The sequence below is a fragment of the Arthrobacter alpinus genome, from assembly GCF_900105965.1.
GTDB lineage: Bacteria > Actinomycetota > Actinomycetes > Actinomycetales > Micrococcaceae > Specibacter > Specibacter alpinus.
The window spans coordinates 3271883-3288332 of sequence record NZ_FNTV01000001.1; the positions used below are offsets into that span (position 1 = coordinate 3271883).

15 protein-coding genes are annotated in these 16450 nt (G+C 62.3%); 7 read left to right on the top strand and 8 right to left on the bottom strand.

Annotation, left to right across the window (positions count from 1 at the left end; translation table 11 throughout):
* Positions 1-82: 82 nt before the first annotated feature.
* From BLV41_RS14955 to BLV41_RS14975, 5 genes are all read left to right on the top strand, one after another.
* Positions 83-943, top strand: a complete 861-nt coding sequence (locus BLV41_RS14955; protein WP_074713353.1) for a LysR substrate-binding domain-containing protein — start codon at positions 83-85, stop codon at positions 941-943.
* Positions 944-1004: 61 nt separating this feature from the next.
* Positions 1005-1421: an aspartate 1-decarboxylase gene (gene panD, locus BLV41_RS14960; protein ID WP_074712324.1), complete on the top strand. Its 417-nt coding sequence runs from the start codon at positions 1005-1007 to the stop codon at positions 1419-1421.
* A 95-nt stretch (positions 1422-1516) separates the two neighbouring features.
* Positions 1517-2443: an AEC family transporter gene (locus tag BLV41_RS14965; protein ID WP_044570120.1), complete on the top strand. Its 927-nt coding sequence runs from the start codon at positions 1517-1519 to the stop codon at positions 2441-2443.
* Positions 2444-2512: 69 nt separating this feature from the next.
* Positions 2513-4099 (top strand): helicase HerA-like domain-containing protein, encoded by a 1587-nt coding sequence (locus tag BLV41_RS14970; RefSeq protein WP_074712325.1) that lies wholly within the window; start codon positions 2513-2515, stop codon positions 4097-4099.
* A gap of 22 nt (positions 4100-4121) precedes the next feature.
* Positions 4122-5171, top strand: a complete 1050-nt coding sequence (locus BLV41_RS14975; protein WP_083360804.1) for a zinc ribbon domain-containing protein — start codon at positions 4122-4124, stop codon at positions 5169-5171.
* A 77-nt stretch (positions 5172-5248) separates the two neighbouring features.
* On the opposite strand, the gene BLV41_RS14980 is transcribed toward BLV41_RS14975, so the two are convergent.
* The 6 genes from BLV41_RS14980 to rpmB form a co-directional block, all read right to left on the bottom strand.
* On the bottom strand, positions 5249-7189 hold the full coding sequence (locus tag BLV41_RS14980; protein WP_244516924.1) for an NHL domain-containing thioredoxin family protein: 1941 nt from the start codon (positions 7187-7189) through the stop codon (positions 5249-5251).
* Positions 7189-9477: a bifunctional copper resistance protein CopD/cytochrome c oxidase assembly protein gene (locus BLV41_RS14985; RefSeq protein ID WP_074712326.1), complete on the bottom strand. Its 2289-nt coding sequence runs from the start codon at positions 9475-9477 to the stop codon at positions 7189-7191. The genes BLV41_RS14980 and BLV41_RS14985 overlap by 1 nt, the downstream gene beginning before the upstream one ends.
* Before the next feature lie 207 nt (positions 9478-9684).
* Complete coding sequence (locus BLV41_RS14990; protein ID WP_044574612.1) at positions 9685-9966, bottom strand: HU family DNA-binding protein; 282 nt, start codon at positions 9964-9966, stop codon at positions 9685-9687.
* 371 nt (positions 9967-10337) lie between these two features.
* Positions 10338-10643, bottom strand: a complete 306-nt coding sequence (gene rpsN, locus BLV41_RS14995) for a 30S ribosomal protein S14 (protein WP_038465689.1) — start codon at positions 10641-10643, stop codon at positions 10338-10340.
* 4 nt (positions 10644-10647) lie between these two features.
* The gene (gene rpmG, locus BLV41_RS15000; protein ID WP_044574616.1) at positions 10648-10815 is read right to left on the bottom strand and encodes a 50S ribosomal protein L33; all 168 of its coding nucleotides are present in this window, start codon (positions 10813-10815) and stop codon (positions 10648-10650) included.
* Positions 10815-11051, bottom strand: coding sequence for a 50S ribosomal protein L28 (rpmB, locus tag BLV41_RS15005; RefSeq protein ID WP_038465685.1), 237 nt, complete (start codon positions 11049-11051; stop codon positions 10815-10817). The genes rpmG and rpmB overlap by 1 nt, the downstream gene beginning before the upstream one ends.
* 346 nt (positions 11052-11397) lie before the next feature.
* On the opposite strand from rpmB, the gene BLV41_RS15010 reads away from it, so the two are divergent.
* On the top strand, positions 11398-12189 hold the full coding sequence (locus BLV41_RS15010) for an NADPH-dependent F420 reductase (RefSeq protein WP_083360805.1): 792 nt from the start codon (positions 11398-11400) through the stop codon (positions 12187-12189).
* Positions 12190-12229: 40 nt separating this feature from the next.
* On the opposite strand, the gene BLV41_RS15015 is transcribed toward BLV41_RS15010, so the two are convergent.
* Positions 12230-13006 carry an SGNH/GDSL hydrolase family protein gene (locus BLV41_RS15015; protein WP_074712328.1) on the bottom strand — a complete coding sequence of 259 codons (777 nt, stop codon included), beginning with the start codon at positions 13004-13006 and terminating at the stop codon, positions 12230-12232.
* Positions 13007-13114: 108 nt separating this feature from the next.
* Between BLV41_RS15015 and BLV41_RS15020 the strand changes: the two genes are divergently transcribed.
* Positions 13115-14461, top strand: a complete 1347-nt coding sequence (locus BLV41_RS15020; RefSeq protein WP_074712329.1) for an MFS transporter — start codon at positions 13115-13117, stop codon at positions 14459-14461.
* Between the two features lie 91 nt (positions 14462-14552).
* On the opposite strand, the gene BLV41_RS15025 is transcribed toward BLV41_RS15020, so the two are convergent.
* Complete coding sequence (locus BLV41_RS15025) at positions 14553-16445, bottom strand: ABC transporter ATP-binding protein (RefSeq protein WP_083360806.1); 1893 nt, start codon at positions 16443-16445, stop codon at positions 14553-14555.
* Between the last annotated feature and the right edge of the window lie 5 nt (positions 16446-16450).

The following is a 16450-nucleotide window of genomic DNA, read 5'->3' on the forward strand; positions in this document are numbered from 1 at the left end:
TTATGCGGAAATAGTATGGTGCTTATAAGTACTATTGAGTTTCGTAATACTTCCAGGGAGTCGCCCCATGTCAGATGCCCCAATTTTTGATCCCATCCAGCTCAAGAGTTTCCTGGCCGTGGCCGAAACCCACAATTTCACCCGCGCGGCCGAGCGCCTGGGCATTAGCCAGCCAACCGTCAGCCAGCATGTTCGCAAGCTGGAGCAGTCCGCCGGGCGCAGACTGGTCACCCGCGACACACGAGAGGTGCAACTGACGGACAACGGCGATGCCATGGCCGGATTTGCCCGCACCATTCTTGCCGCCAACGATGTTGCAACACGCTACTTCTCCGGTGCCGCCATGCGCGGACGCCTTCGTTTTGGCACGGCGGATGACCTGGCCATCACGGGGCTGCCCCGAATCCTGCGCGAATTTCGCCAGCTCTACCCTCAGATCAACTTGGAGCTCACCGTCAGCCAGAGCGATCACCTGCACCGCCGGCTCAAGGCTGGCGCCCTGGATCTGGTGTTCGTGAAATGGGTGTCCGGCGCGCAGGAAGGTGAAGTCGTAAAAACGGATACCTTTGCCTGGGTGGGTCTGGAGCAAACAATCTTGGAACCGGGAGCCCCCGTTCCCGTCATTGCGTATCCCGCGCCGAGCTTGAGCCGCAAGCTTGCCCTTGACGCCCTGGAGGACGCCGGGCGCACCTGGCGCGTCACGTGCACAACCAAGCAGATCAGCGGAGTTCTCGCGGCACTTCGGGCGGGCATCGGCATCGCCGTCATGCCGACGTCGTTGATTCCGGAGGATCTGAAGGTGATCACCAAACGCTTTGACCTGCCACCCGTGGGCGATGTGGACTTCACCTTGATCCGCAATCCCCTAGCGAACACGGAAGTAGTGGATGCCCTGACTAGGGCAATCATGGGCCGGAAGTTGACGCCGGTGGGGAGACGCTAAGCACAGCGGAGATGGGGTTCACAGCTTGCTCTTGACCCGGCAGCGGTAGACTTGTCCCGTTATGATCCGAACAATATTCAAATCCAAGATTCACCGCGCAACTGTCACCCACGCCGACCTGAACTACGTCGGCTCCGTAACAGTGGACGCCGATCTGCTGGACGCTGCCGACATTCTTCCGGGTGAACTGGTTTCGATTGTGGACATCACCAATGGTGCCCGCTTGGAGACCTACACCATCCCCGGCGAGCGCGGCTCCGGCGTTATTGGCATCAACGGCGCTGCCGCCCACCTGGTGGGCGTTGGCGACCTCGTCATCTTGATGACGTACGCCCAAATGACCACGGCCGAAGCCCTGGACTTTGTTCCCTCTGTGGTCCACGTCGATGCGAACAACAAGATCGTTCACCTAGGCACCGACCCAGCTGAAGCCGTCACCGAGGGCCTGCAGCGTCCGGCACTGGCGCAAACCACCTAATTCCCAGTCACATTTAACGCCTTTTTCTTAGCATGGGCATTCCCTGCTTAGGCTGGTGACGTGCCAACACCAAAAACCACAGCCATGACTCCCCCGTGCTAGCCGTCATCGAGGGGTTCTCGGTCGTATGGCTCGTGATCCTTGTTGGCTGGTTTGTAGGACGGCAAAAAGTCCTTGGTGAGAACGCACAACTCGTACTGAGCCGGCTCTCCTTCTTTGTGGCCAGCCCAGCCTTGCTCGTGGAGACCCTGTCCCGCGCCGAACTGAAAACCGTGTTCGCCGGCCCACTCTTGGTGGCCGCGGCCGGTGCAGTGATTACCAGTGGCATCTACCTGGTGATCGTCAGATTCTGGCTCAAGCGCCAGCTCGGCGAATCGCTGGTCTCCGCCATGTCGTCTTCCACGGCCAATGCGGCAAACCTCGGTATCCCCATCGCGGCCTACGTTTTGGGCGATGCCGCCCTGATCGCGCCAGTTCTGGTCTTCCAGCTGGCCTTCTACACCCCCGTATATTTGATGCTTTTGGACAGCATTACCAGCGGCCACCGGGCCACACCCGGACGCGTCCTGCTGCAGATCATCCGAAACCCCATGATCGTGGGCACGGTGGTTGGCCTGATTCTGGCCGCCACCGGCTGGCAGCTGCCAAATCTCGTGGCCGAACCCCTGCATCTGATCGCCGGCGCCGCCATCCCGGCCATCCTGATCGCCTTCGGCATGTCACTGGGCACCACCAAACCACTTTCAGCCGCGGATGGCAGGCGCCCCGACATCCTGCTGAGCACCTCATTCAAGCTGATCCTGCACCCGTTCGTCGCCTTCCTGTTGGGCCACTTTGCCCTCGGCATGAGCGGGGCTGCGCTGTTCGCCGTCGTGGTTGCAGCAGCACTCCCCACGGCCCAAAACGTGTACGTCACAAGCCAGCGGTACCAGGTGGGTGTGGCCGTGGCCAAGGACACCGTGCTGCTGACAACCATCCTCGCCATCCCAGCCATGTTCGCTGTGGCGTTCCTGCTGGGCTGAGCTGCGTACACGCCGCAATCAAGTGGCGTAATACGGCGCGCAGAATGTGGCTCGCGGTACGCTTTCGTCATGGCTACCAAAACACCATCAGAGTTGATTGCCGCCATTGCGGCCGGCTACACGTTCAGCGGTTCATCCATTGCCCTTGGCGCAGCCATGGCGGACGGTGCGGTTCATCCGGAGGCGCAGGTGTCCTTGCCGTTGGCCATGATGAACCGTCACGGCTTGGTGGCTGGAGCCACCGGAACGGGTAAGACCGTCACACTTCACATGATTGCGGAACAGCTTTCCACCGCAGGCGTGCCGGTGTTCATGGCGGATATCAAGGGCGATCTCACCGGACTGGCCACCGCGGCCGAGGGCAGCGAGAAGCTCACCGCCCGTACGCAGGCACTGGGCCAGCAATGGGAATCCAAGGCATTCCCCGTGGAGTTCCTTGCCCTGGGCGGCAACGGCAACGGTGTTCCCGTCCGGGCAACCATCACCTCTTTCGGGCCCATCTTGCTGGCGCGTGTTTTGGACCTGAATGAAACACAGGAATCCAGCCTCCAATTGGTGTTCCACTACGCGGACACCAAGGACCTGGAACTTTATGACCTCAAGGACCTGCGCGCAGTCATCCAATACCTCACCTCCGATGAGGGCAAGTCGGATCTGGACGAGCTCGGCGGGCTGTCCAAGGCCACGGCCGGCGTCATCCTTCGCAACCTGATCACCCTTGATGCCCAGGGTATGGGCGAATTCTTTGGCATTCCGGAGTTCGACACGGCCGAGCTGCTCCGCACCGCCCCCGACGGCCGAGGCGTCATCACCTGCCTTGAACTGCCCAGCATCCAGGACAAGCCGCTGCTGTTCTCCACCTTCCTCATGTGGCTGTTGGCGGACCTGTTCCGCGATTTGCCCGAGGTGGGAGATCTGGACAAGCCCAAGCTGGTGTTCTTCTTCGACGAAGCCCACCTGCTGTTCAACGGCGCCAGCAAGGCGTTCCTGACGGCCATCACGCAGACTGTCCGGCTGATCCGCTCCAAGGGCGTTGGCATCTTCTTTGTCACCCAGACCCCCAAGGATGTACCGGCGGATGTTCTGGCCCAGCTCGCCAACCGCATTCAACATGCCCTGCGTGCGTTCACCCCTGACGATGCCAAGGCACTCAAGGCCACCGTCTCAACCTTCCCCACCAGCGATTACGATCTCGAGGAAGTGCTCACAAGCGCCGGGATCGGCGAGGCCGTGGTGACGGTCATGAATGAGAACGGTTCCCCCACCCCCGTGGCCCTGACCCGGCTGCGCGCCCCTGGTTCGGTCATGGGGCCCAGCTCGGACCAGGCCGTCAAGGCAGTCATCTCTGCTTCAGCCCTGCTGCCCACCTATGGGACAGCGGTTGACCCCGTCTCAGCGTTTGAAAAACTTCAGACTCCCCCACCCGCCGCCAGCACGGGTCCCGCCGTTGGGACTCCGCTGCCACCACCGCCCCCACCGGTTGACCTGCCCTCGCGCGGAAACACCGACGGCGGCATCGCCTCAGACGTCATCGGCGCCTTGGGCGGGGCCTTGGGTGGCGGACTGAAAAGCATGGTCCGCTCCATGGGCAGCTCTCTCGGCCGCAACCTGATGCGTGACATGTTCGGCACGGCGTCACGAAAGCGCCGACGCTAGAATCGGGCCAGGTGATGAACCCATGAGAAGTGACGTAGCACCCCCGATTCAGGCCACCGAGCCCCAAGCCGGTACAGTGGACGGCGTGAACAACGGGACCCAAATCATCAAGATCGCCGCGGCCTGGCTCATGATCTTCATGCTGGGCATCGCCGCTGCCATTGTGACTATCACGCTGGTCAACAAGGAGGAGTTCGGCCCCAAGAGCACCGTCTCAAGCTATTTGGACGCGCTCAAGGACGGTAATGGCGCTAAGGCCATGGGGCTGCTGCACGCCGAGAAGCCGGGGGCCAACGCAGCCGCGCTGGACGGTAAGGCGCTGGCGTTGTCTCAGGAGAAGCTCAGCGATGTCAAGATCGCCGACCCCACGGACGCGCCGGACGGCCAAAAAAATGTCACGGTCAGCTACACCCTGGACGGCACGCCCCTGAGCACAGATTTTCGGTTGACTCCGGGATCTAAGCGGTGGCTGTTTTTTGACAGTTGGGACATGGTTCCCTCCAAGTTGCCCACCATCACCGCTTCCGTGGTCAACGCCAATCAGGCCAGCATCAACGGCGCCGCGGCCAACATGCCCGACGGCAAGAACTCCTTTGCCGTCTTCTATCCGGGCAGCTACGAACTGGAGTACCGCTCCGCGCTCTTTGCCGCTCCGCCCGTGACCCGGAACGTGAGCGGACCGGCCCAGCCGATTCCCGCCGTCGGACTTGCCACAGGGCCCACCAGCGACCTGCTGGCCCAGGTGGACAGCACCATTCATAAATATCTGGACGAATGCGCCAAGCAGGCTGTGCTGATGCCCACCGGTTGCCCCATGAGCGCCGCCACCAACAACCGTGTCACCTCAGACGTCACGTGGTCAGTCTTGGAATACCCGGCCATCACCATTTCACCTTTTGGCGGCCAGTGGATCCTGGCACCATTGAGTGTGAAGGCTGAGGTCTCCTACGAGGAGCAGGATCTGTTCACGGGGATCGTCGCCAAGGCCAAGAACGCCGAGGACTTTGGCTTCACTGCCAAACTGGCCATCTCGGGAACTACGGTCTCCGTGACACCGGTGGTCAGTTACTAGCTGCCGAGACAACCTTTTAGCAGCAGACAGAGAAAGGCCCGCCGGATAATTTCCGGCGGGCCTTTCTCTGTCTGCTGCTAGACGCCGCGCAGATCCAGCGCGAGCTCGGCAGCGCCGTCTGCACTGATCGTTACAGGGATGCCCCAGTCCTGCTGGTACAGGTGGCAGGCAGCATGGTCCGGGATCTCGCCGTTGGCGTCCTCCGGACCGTCGCAGGCGGCGGCACGGGCCGTCAGGTGCAGAACACCCTCGGGCACGTCACCGTTGAGAACGAGCGTCCGTGAGAGCCCGATGGAGGTTCCACCGCCGCTGATCAGCAACTCCGGAGGGGTGGAGGAGACCTTCAACTGGGTGGGATCTCCCCAACGGTCATCAAGCTTCTGTCCCGTGGGGGCCGAGAAGTTGATCGTGACCGCCAGGTCGCCTGGCGCAACGGCCGTCTTGGGACGCTGCGTCTGAACGGCACCCTCATCCACCTGGAGGGCGTTCTTGGGCAGCGGAAGGCGGACCAGCTGGTGCTTGTTGGCCTCGACCACAATCAGCAGCGGCACGTCTCCGGACTCGTCCAGCAACACATCGCTGGGCTCGGCCAGCCCGCGGGCAAGCGTGCTGACGGTGTTGTTGGCAGGGTCGTAGCGGCGGACTGCGCCGTTGTACGTGTCGGCCACGGCAACCGAACCGTCGGGCAATACGGCAACGCCCAGCGGGTGCTGCAAGCGCGACTGGCCGGCCTCGCCATCGCGGAAACCAAAGTCAAAGAGGCCCTCGCCGATGGCCGTCTCAACACTGACGGCGCCGTCTTCGGCGAACTTGAGCACGCGCAGGGCGGAGGTCTCGGAATCGGCAACCCAAATGTTGCCCTTGGCGTCCTCGGTCAGGCCTGAGGGCTGGGCGAACCAGGCCTGCTCGGCGGGCCCGTCCAAGAGGCCTTCCAAACCATTGCCGGCAACAACGCTCATGGCGCCGCTGGCGGGATCAAAACTGAAAATCTGGTGTGTCCCGGCCATCGCGATGAGGATCGCCTTGAGCGCCGAGGAGTAAGCAACATCCCACGGCGAAGACAACGCCACCTCGAACGGTGCTGTGCCAAGATCGGTCTCGGAGGCGGTTGCGCCGTCCTCCGTTACGCGAGCAGGTCCCGCATCCAGCAGGCGCTGAACGCCGTTACCGGCCAAGGTGCGCACCTCCCCCGTTGCCAAGGTGATGCCGCGGAGGCGGTGGTTGACCGAGTCAGCCACGACGACGTCGTACCCGGCTGCCGCTGCCAGTTCCGTCGGAAGCAGGGCCAGGCCCTGAGGCTCGTTGAACTGGGCATCGCCCGCGGAGCCGTCCAGGAAGCCCTTGGTGCCGGATCCAATGGTGCGGACCAGCGTTGTCAGATCCGGACCCATCTCCACGAGCCGGTGGTGGCCCGTGTCGGAGACGAGGAAGTTCCCATCCGCCAAGGGCAGCACCTTGCCTGGGAAACGCAGGTCGCGAGAAACAGCCTCGGGTGCAACGTAGGGGCCATCGCCGCGGTGCAGCGTGCCCTTGGCCTCATGCTCGGCAATCAGTTCGGGAATGAAAGAGGCCAGACCAGCCGCGTGCCCTTCACCGGAGAGGTGGGAGACAATGTAGCCCTCGGGGTCAATAACCACCAGGGTGGGCCAGGCGCGAGCCGAGTAAGCCTGCCACGTGATCAGTTCGGGGTCATCCAAAACGGGGTGGTGGATGTCGTAACGCTCAACGGCGGCGGCCAAGGCTACGGGATCGGCCTCGTGCTCAAACTTGGGCGAGTGCACGCCAACTGTGACGAGCACGTCGCGGTATTGCTCTTCCAAGGGGCGAAGCTCATCCAGGACGTGCAGGCAGTTGATGCAGCAGAAGGTCCAGAAATCCAGGATGACGATCTTGCCGCGCAACTTTTCCAGGTTCAGCTCGGCGCCGCCGGTATTCAGCCAGCCGCGGCCCTCAAGTTCGGATGCCCTGACCCGAACCGGCGTGGCGATGGCGGTGCTTGTTGTTGTAGAGGAATCCACTAGTTCGCTTCTCCTTGCGTAGCGTCCGGAGTATCCGGCCCGCCGATCTCGGTGCTGTTCTTGGTGCTGCTCACGTCTGTGCTGTGCTCGGTGCCGGGGGCACCCGAGGTGGGCTGGACGGCGTCGTGCTTGGCCTTGGGCAGGTGCGGCAAGGCCGGACCACGGTTGGTGGTGGTGGCATCACGCGCTGCGAGTTGGGCAAACATGTCATTGTAAGCGCCCAACTCGGCTTCCTTATTCCTGTCCGCCGCCCTGTCCTTGCGCTTTGTCTCCCGGGCATCGGACTTTGACCACATGTAGGCCACGCCCATGGCAATGGCAAGTGTGGGCACCTCACCCACACCCCAGGCGATGCCGCCGGCCGTTTGCTGGTCAACCAGGGCCCCATCACCCCACGGTCGGCCCATGTTGCCAAAGTACTCACCATTGAGCAAACCCGTGGCCATCATGAGCGAGACTCCGAAGAAGGCGTGGAAGGCCATGGTGGCCAGCAGGAGCAGCAACCTCAGGGGGTAGGGCGCACGCTTGGGCAGCGGGTCGGCACCGATCATGCTCTGGACAAAAATGTAACCCGTGAGCGTGAAGTGCACGATCATCAACTCGTGGCCCACGTGGTAAGTCATGGCCAACTTGAACGCCGGCGTGTAATAAAACAGGATCAGGCTGCCGGAGAAGTTCGCCGCGGCAAACAACGGGTGCGTAATGACCTTGGAATACCTCGAGTGCACCAGCACCAAAATCCATTCGCGGATACCGCGGGACCCGTCTCGGCGCGGCGTCAGCGCCTGCAGGGCCAGCGAGACAGGGGAACCCAGCGCCAGGAACAATGGCGCAATAACCATCAGCGCCATGTGTTCAACCATATGAGCGCTGAACATCACTGCACCGTAAACGGCGGTGCCGCCTGAGGTGATGTACACGAGCGACAAAAGGCCTGCAAACCAGGAAACGCTCCGCAGCACTGACCACTTGTCGCCGCGCTTACGCAGCTTCACGATGCCAGCCAGGTACGCCGCGCCCGCCAGGAAGGCGAAGGCCACCCAGAGCCAGTCCATGCGCCATTCGGTGAACCAGCGCGAGAATTCCAACTCCGGCGGCAGTGGGTAGCCTGTCAGGATCTCGGCGGGGCTCAGTGATTCCTGCACCAACTCACGCGACTGCGGCGGTGCGGAACGGCTCAGGCCCACGGCCAGGCCGCTGACGGCACCCATGATCAACAACTCAACGAAGATCAGCTGCCAGAGCAGGCGGCGGGTGTTGCCACCTGCTCCACCCTTGCCACCTTCAAGCCGGGGGATGATCCACTCGCGGTGCATGTAGCCAATCACGCCAAGCACAACCGTGGCGGCGAACTTGGCTAGGATCAGTTGGCCGTAAGAGGAGTAAAAAAGATCGTGCCAGTTGGTGATCCGAATGGCCGCGTTGATGATGCCCGAGCCCGTCACACCGGCAAAGGCAAAGATCGCCAGTGCTGAGAACCGCTTCAACGTCTGTGCCGTGATCTTGCCCAGCACACCGGAAACAACAACCAGGGCAATGATGCCGCCGACCCACAGCGATGCGCCCGTGACATGCAAGAACAGCGAGTTCACGGCGCCGGCGTGATCGGCGCTGGATGCCGAGTGGCCAATCAACGCCTGCGGTACGAAGGCCAACAGGGCAAGGACCAGGGGCACGGCCAGGGCGCTGATGTTACGCAGACCGATCACCAGCGTGGTCACGACGGCGGCAAGGATGGTGATCATCAACCAGGCCTGGCCCACCGGCAGTTCCGTCATGAAGAACACCAACATATTGGAGTAGTCGGCGTTGCCAGCCACGGCCAGCCCGGAAATGCTCGAATACGTCAAGACCAGAACGGCGATCGCGGAAAACGTCCACACGCCGCCGGCAACCATGGCCAAGGTCATGGCCCTTGCAAAGGCGGGGTGTTCCGGAACGTTGGGGGCTGGGGCGACTTTCGCCTTGCCTGTGTGCGGCCGGTGGCTCTTACGATCCTTGGGCAGGATCACCACGGCAAACACCAAAGCGCCAATGACGGCAGAAAGCGCCAGGTTATGGATCGTGGTGGCCACGGGCAATCCCCAGCGCGTAAACGCCCCGGGATCGGCCAGCTGCGCAACGGCCGTGGCGCCTGTCCACAGCAAGGCAAGGACGACGGCGATAATTGCAGCTGCCAGCCCCAACCACCACCAGCGGCTGCGAATGCCGTCGGCGAACGTGCCCCCATCAGAGTTGGGTGCAGCACGGACTGTGGCGGCGGGAGAAGAATCTACTGGTGGCACCATTCCATTGTCCTGCACCCAGTGAACATCGGGCGAATCAGGGAGTTCTCAGGAATGGACTGGCCAGATTCCCGAGTGCTGCGGCAGGGGTGGTTATTGGGATTTGCGCCGGGCAGACCACCCGCGAATGGCAACAACCACCACAGCGTCTTAAAAGCATGAAGGCGGTCGGCATGATGCCGACCGCCTTCATGTTGGTTCTGTGAAGAATTACTTCTTGACAGCAGCCTTCAGCTTGGAGCCAGCGGAAAGCTTCACGCTGTGGCCTGCTGCGATCTGGATGGTCTCGCCGGTCTGGGGGTTGCGGCCGGTGCGAGCTGCACGGTCGGTGCGCTCGATGGAGAGCCAGCCCGGGATGGTGATCTTGTCGCCGGCTGCAACGGAGCTCTCGAATACCGAGAAGAGAGCATCCAGAACGCCGTTTACTGCAGTCTGGCTGGTCTCAGCCTTTGCAGCAACTTCAGCAACCAATTCGCTACGGTTCTTTGCCATGTTTGTCCTCCTGGACGATCAAGTAATTCAAAATCCACGCGGTTGCGTGTCAACCACTGCTAGCGAACTTACCAGCAATTCCGCGTCATTCCGGTAAATTTCGGCGTTTTTCGACGATTTCCACGGCAAATTCCCCGGATTCTAGGGAGATTTCGCTCTCAGCCAAGTCATTTGGGGCCATTTTGGCCGCATTCTGGCACCGTGAGTGGGCCGCAAGTTCGCGAAAAAGGGGCCAACTCGCGAACCGCCCCACAACAAACGCCTTCTTCGCGAGTTTACCCCGTCTTCGCGGTTTGCAGGTCAATGCAGGCGAATTCGGGCAGCAAAAAGGGCGGCGACCCGAAGATCACCGCCCTATTTACAGCTGCTAGTTACCAGCTGGACTTCTTGATACCGGGCAGTTCGCCAGCGTGCGCCATCTTGCGGAAGCGTACACGGGAGATGCCGAACTTCTGGAGCGTTCCACGCGGACGGCCATCGATGGCGTCGCGGTTACGAACGCGTACCGGTGAGGCGTTGCGGGGGAGCTTCTGCAGGCCCAGGCGGGCCGCTTCGCGCTCTTCGTCGGTGGAGGCCGGGTTAACGAGGGCCTTCTTCAGGGCGAGACGCTTCTCGGCGTAACGCTCGACGATGACCTTGCGCTGCTCGTTCTTAGCGATCATGGACTTCTTAGCCATAGTCTTAGCGCTCCTCTCGGAATTCGACGTGCTGACGGATCTTGGGATCGTACTTCTTCAGAACCAAACGGTCCGGAGTGTTACGACGGTTTTTGCGGGTTACGTACGTGAAACCGGTACCCGCGGTGCTCTTCAGCTTGATGATCGGACGTACGTCCTTGTCTTTTGCCACTAGAGCTTCACCCCACGAGCCAGAATTTCGGCAACGACTGCGTCAATGCCGCGGACGTCGATGGTCTTGATGCCCTTGACGGACAGCTGCAACGTAACGTTGCGGCGCAAGGACGGTACCCAGTAGCGCTTCTTCTGGATATTCGGATCGAACCGACGCTTGTTGCGGCGGTGCGAGTGCGAAATGCTATGTCCAAAGCCCGGCTCGGCTCCGGTCACCTGGCAATGTGCTGCCATGATCACTCCTAATAAATGTATGGATACGGTCCACTGGTGCAAACCGTGCGAGTAGGCAGCGTCCGTCCTTGGACAGCATGATTCCCTTGTCGTCATTTACATGATGATGAGGAAGGTGCTGTCCGGCGAATACCCGAATGCACGCAACTTGAGCCCCTAACTACCGGCCAACGGGAGGATAATCACCGCAAACCGGAGCAATTGCACACGCTCCGCGCTACCTAGCGCCTACCCAGTCTAGATCCTTGTGCCGAATATGACTAATTGGCATACCATACCTGCCCCAGGAAGCGAACGGACGACGCCCTAAAAACAGAAGTAGTAGGAATAACCTCGCAGGGGGCCCATGTTCAAGCCAGTGAAGTTCTACTCAGCGGCCGAATCGAGCCCAGAGCGTGGGACACGTTCGAAAGGAAGAACCATGCAGACATTGGGAATCATTGGAAGCGGCAATATTGGATCGGCAGTCGCTCGACTCGCCGTTGCCTCGGGCATGAACGTGATCCTCGCAAACTCCCGCGGACCAGAATCTCTCCACGAGCTCACTCAAGAGCTCGGACCACTTGCCAGGGCTGGCACAGTCAAAGAGACTGCCAACGACGCAGACGCGATCGTGCTCGCCATTCCGCTACTCGCGGTCAAGGGGCTTCCTGCCGGGCTATTGCGCCACAAGCTTGTCCTGGACACGAGCAACTACTACCCGTTCCGCGACGGTCGCATCTCAGAACTCGATACCGAGATCATGACAACAAGTGAACTAGTGCATGAATGGCTTGCCGGCGCCCGTCACGTCAAGGCGTTTAACAATATTCTGGCCCACCACATCCCCGCTCTTGCACGCGAGAATGGCGCCACCGACCGCTCCGCTCTTCCCATCGCGTCCGACGACGTCGACGCTAAGGGTGAGGCGGCGGAAATCTTGGACCGGCTCGGATTCGATGCGCTCGACGCCGGAATGCTCTCCGACACGTGGAAATTCGAGCCCGAGTCCGCCGGGTACACGCGCGTGTACCTCGCCGACCCGAACACACCCGATAACCAGCTGCTGTCCTCCGAAGCAGGCGCAACATCAGCCGCTCAGCTCAACGTGGCACTAGCGCATGCCACTCGGGTGAAGGTCGCAGACCGCCTCGTCTAAGCCCCACCTTCGCCGCCGCCGTACTCGTTGTCGGGCTAATTTATGGCGTTACCGGCGAGCGCAGCGAAGGCCAGCGGGCGCTGAGGTTGTCTCCCGAGGAGACGCCGCGCAGGCGGCGGCTGACCCAGGGGCCCACGTACTCCTTGGTCCAGGTGGCGTTGTCCTTGAGGACTTCCGCCGTGGTTTTCATGGGGATGGGCGGAAGTTCGGGCATGGGGATGCGGACGGATTCCCCGAGCTGCTCGAGTACGCGGTTGGCCATGTTGATGTGGCCGGGGGTGGACATGTGCATGCGGTCGATCCCCCACAGGCGCCAGTCGTCGTACTCGCGGAAGCGCCAGTAGTCCACGAGTTCGCCGCCATGGCTCTCGACGACCTCGCGGAGCAGTTCGTTGTAGATGGCGGTGCGGCCGCGGATGCTGGCGAACACCTTGGAGGAGCTGGCGTCGTAACCGGTAAAGACCAGCAGGCGTGCGCCCGTGGCGGCGAGCCGCCCGAGGCCCTCGGAGTAGCGCCCGATCATGGCGTCAATGTCCACCTTGGGGCGCAGGATGTCGTTGACGCCGGCGTAGATGGTGACGAGCGTGGGTTGCAGGGCCACGGCCGCATCGATCTGCTCCGCCAGGATCTGTGTCATTTTCTTGCCCCGGATGGCGAGGTTGGCGTACCCCAGTGATTCCTCGGGATGGGCCATGGCGAGCTGTTCGGCGGCCCGGTCGGCCCAGCCGCGGACCTGGTTGGGCAGTGCCGGATCGGTGTCGCCCAGCCCTTCGGTAAATGAATCACCAAGTGCCACATACCGTGTTGAGAATTCCACAATGCTCCTTGCCATACCGACCGGCACATCACTGGCTCAAGTGGCGGTCATTTTTCGCCCAAATATTAACTAGGCTAATCCTATGACCCTGTACCGCCCCTTCTCCGCGTGAGCTCCCCCACCAGCATTTGGAGCGGCCAATTCCGTGGCGCCTCGCTGGGATTTTTTGGCTTGGCCTTCATGGTGGCGTATTCCACGGCGGCCATCACCACCGCCATGCCGCAGGCCGCCCGTGAACTAAATGGCCTGCCGCTCTATGGTTTGGCGTTTGGCATCACCATGGCCACCTCCGTGGTGTCGATGTCGCTCGCCGCGCTGTGGATCGACAGGTCAGGCCCGCAAAAACCGCTCATCGCCGGCGTGAGCATCTACGTTGTTGGAATGCTGCTTTCCGCGGCCGCTCCCACCATGGAGCTCCTTGTTGCAGCGAGGGCGCTGACGGGCCTGGGGTCCGGGCTCGACGCCGTTGCCCTCTATGTGGCCATTGCCCGGGTTTTCCCGGCCCACTTGCGCCCCAAAATGTTTGGTGCACTCGCAACAGCCTGGCTGCTGCCTTCGATCGTGGGGCCGGCACTGAGCGGCGTAGTCACGGACCACTTCGGCTGGCGCTGGGTGTTTGGCACTGTTCCCATCTTGGCACTGGTAGCCGTGGCACTCTTGTTGCGCGGCAGCCGCGGAACCGCGATGAACCTGCCTGTATCCGTGCCTGAAGCTGGCAGATCGAGACGTCTGTGGGTCAAACCCCTGTGGGCCGTGGTGGCATCGGCATCTGTTCTCATGATCAGCGACGCCGGAGCCCGCACCCACGCCTGGTGGCCCGCCCAACTGGGGGTCGCCGTCGCACTTCTTGCCCTGGCCGTGAACGTTCTGCTGCCCAAGGGCACATGGCGTTCCGCGCGCGGATTGCCGTCGTTGATCCTCATGCGCGGGCTCATGGGCACCGCCTTCACCATCGCGGACGTTTACCTGCCCCTGTTCATGATTGATCAGCGGCATTTGCCGGCGTGGCTTGCGGGTCTCTCGCTCACGGTGGGTGGGGTGACGTGGGCCGTAGGCGCGTGGCTGGCCGCCGGGGGCAAGTTGCAACCGCGGCAAAGCCTGCGTCTTGGCGCCGGGCTCATGGTGCTCGGAATGGTAATTTCGGCACTGGTCCTGCTGCCCGGTTGGCCCGTGTGGATTGCCTGGCTGGGTTGGTCCGCGGCCGGATTTGGCATTGGTTTGGCATATCCCACGCAGTCGGTGATGGTGCTCGCCGAGTCAGAGCCCCATGAGCAAGGCACCAACGCCTCGGCCCTGCAATTGAGTGAGACGCTGCTGACGGCCACGGCTCTGGGTGTTGTGGGTGCCGTGTTTGCCGCGCTTCTGACCGCGGGCGAGATGGGCTACGTCATGGCGTTTGGCGCGGCATGCGTGCTGGCCGCGGCCACTCTCCTGGTCTCGCGTCGGGCCGCATAAGTGCACATGACAGCAATATGGCCTGACGCTGGCGATACATCACCGCCGTCAGGCCACCTATGTGTCACTTCGCAGCGACGGAGCCTCAGCGCTACCTAACCGGTTCCAATTCGCCCTCAGCGTGCTCGCCTTCGCGGGCTGCCCGCAGTGCCGAGTAAGCGCCCCCAGCCTCGCTCAGCTCGGCCGGGGTGCCTACCTCGCCTAACAGCCCGCCGGTGAGTACGGCGAGCTGGTGGGCATCCTCCACAGTGGAGAGCCGGTGAGCGATGGTCAGCGTGGTTCGGCCAACAGCCAGGTGGTCGAGAGCCAGTTGCACGGCGGCTTCCGTGGTGTTGTCCAGGGCGGAGGTGGCCTCGTCCAGAACCAGTACACGCGGATTGCGCAGGATGGTGCGGGCAATGGCCAGGCGCTGCTGCTCTCCGCCGGAGAAGCGGTGACCGCGGGCACCCACCATGGTGTCCAGCCCCTCAGGGAGTCCGGCCACAAGGTCTGCGATTTGTGCAGAAGCCAAGGCCTTCCAGAGGGTGGCATCGTCGGCGGCCGGCGCGGCCAGCAGCAGGTTTTCGCGGATGGAGGCGTGCGTCAAGTAGCTCTCCTGGGACACGACGCCCACAATGCGAGCCAGCGTGTCCGGGGCAATATCGCGTACGTCAACTCCGTCGATGGTGACGCGGCCGGCCGTGACATCGTGCAGTCGCGGCAGCAGCGCACCCAGCGTGGACTTGCCGGAACCGGTGGGCCCAACCACTGCGGTGGTGGTGCCGGCGGCAAGCGCAAGGTTGATGCCGCTCAGGACTTCAGTGCCGCCGTCGTACGCAAAATGAACGTTCTCAAAGCGGACCTCGCCGCGAACCGTGGCTGGATCCAGCGCAACAGGCTTCTTCGGGGCGGTGATGTCCGGGACCATGTCCAGGTATTCAAAGATGCGGCTGAACAGGGCCATGGCGCTGACCCACTGGACGCCCAGGTTCAGCAGCCCCATGATGGGGCGGAAGATGGTGGATTGCAGGGCCGTGAAGGCCACGATCGTGCCGATGCTCAAGGTGCTCCCCGGCAGGCCGCCGGCAAAGTAGATCAGCGCGGGGATGGCGGAGAAGATGATGCTCATGGTGGCCATGCGCCAGCGTCCGGCCAGCTGTGACCGCAATTCCAGGCCGATCAGGTGTTCGGAGCTTTCGGTGTAGCGCGCGGCGTCACGGCCCGTGGTGCCGAGGGTTTTGGCCAGGCGCACTCCGGAGATGCTCAGCCCCTCCTCCACGTAGGTGTTCATGGTGGCGAGCTCGGCTTGCATGGTTGAGGTGATGTCACGCCGGAGCAGGGCCACGCGGCGAGAGAACCAGACCGCCGGTGGGATGACGATCAGCGAAAGCAGGGAAAGCTGCGGCGAGAGGACGATCATGGCGGCGGCGGTGGCCACGGCGGTTGTCACGTTGGACGCAATGCCGGTGGCCGTGGACGTGATGACGGACTGCATGCCGGAGATGTCGTTGTTCAGCCGCGATTGCACCTCGCCGCTGCGGGTCCGGGTGAAGAATGCGAGCGATTGTTTCTGCAGGTGCGTGAACAGCCGGGTGCGCAGCGTGTGCATGATTTTTTGCCCCATGCCGGTGGTCATCCAAGTCTGGATCACGCCGATGAAGGCGGTTGCGGCGGCCACGGCGATCATGGCGCCGGCCAGCAGGCCAAGCAGCCGCAGGTCTTTGTGCGGCAGCGCGTTGTCGATGATGCCGCGGACCAAGAATGGTTGCGCGAGCCCAACAATGCTGGACACGCTGATGAGAATCACGACGATGGCGATGGTCGCCTTGTGCGGTGTGAACAGGGCCGCGATGCGTTTCAGGCCGACGGGGTGCAGCTTGAGCTGCTTTTTGTCGGCTGGGTTGATTCGGCCGGGGCCGCGGCCGCCAAAGGCTTCGCGGCTGTTGACGTTAGGAGTGCCGGTGTCTTCACGGCCAGGTTGTTGAGTTCGGGTTGTCTCCCTCATGGGCG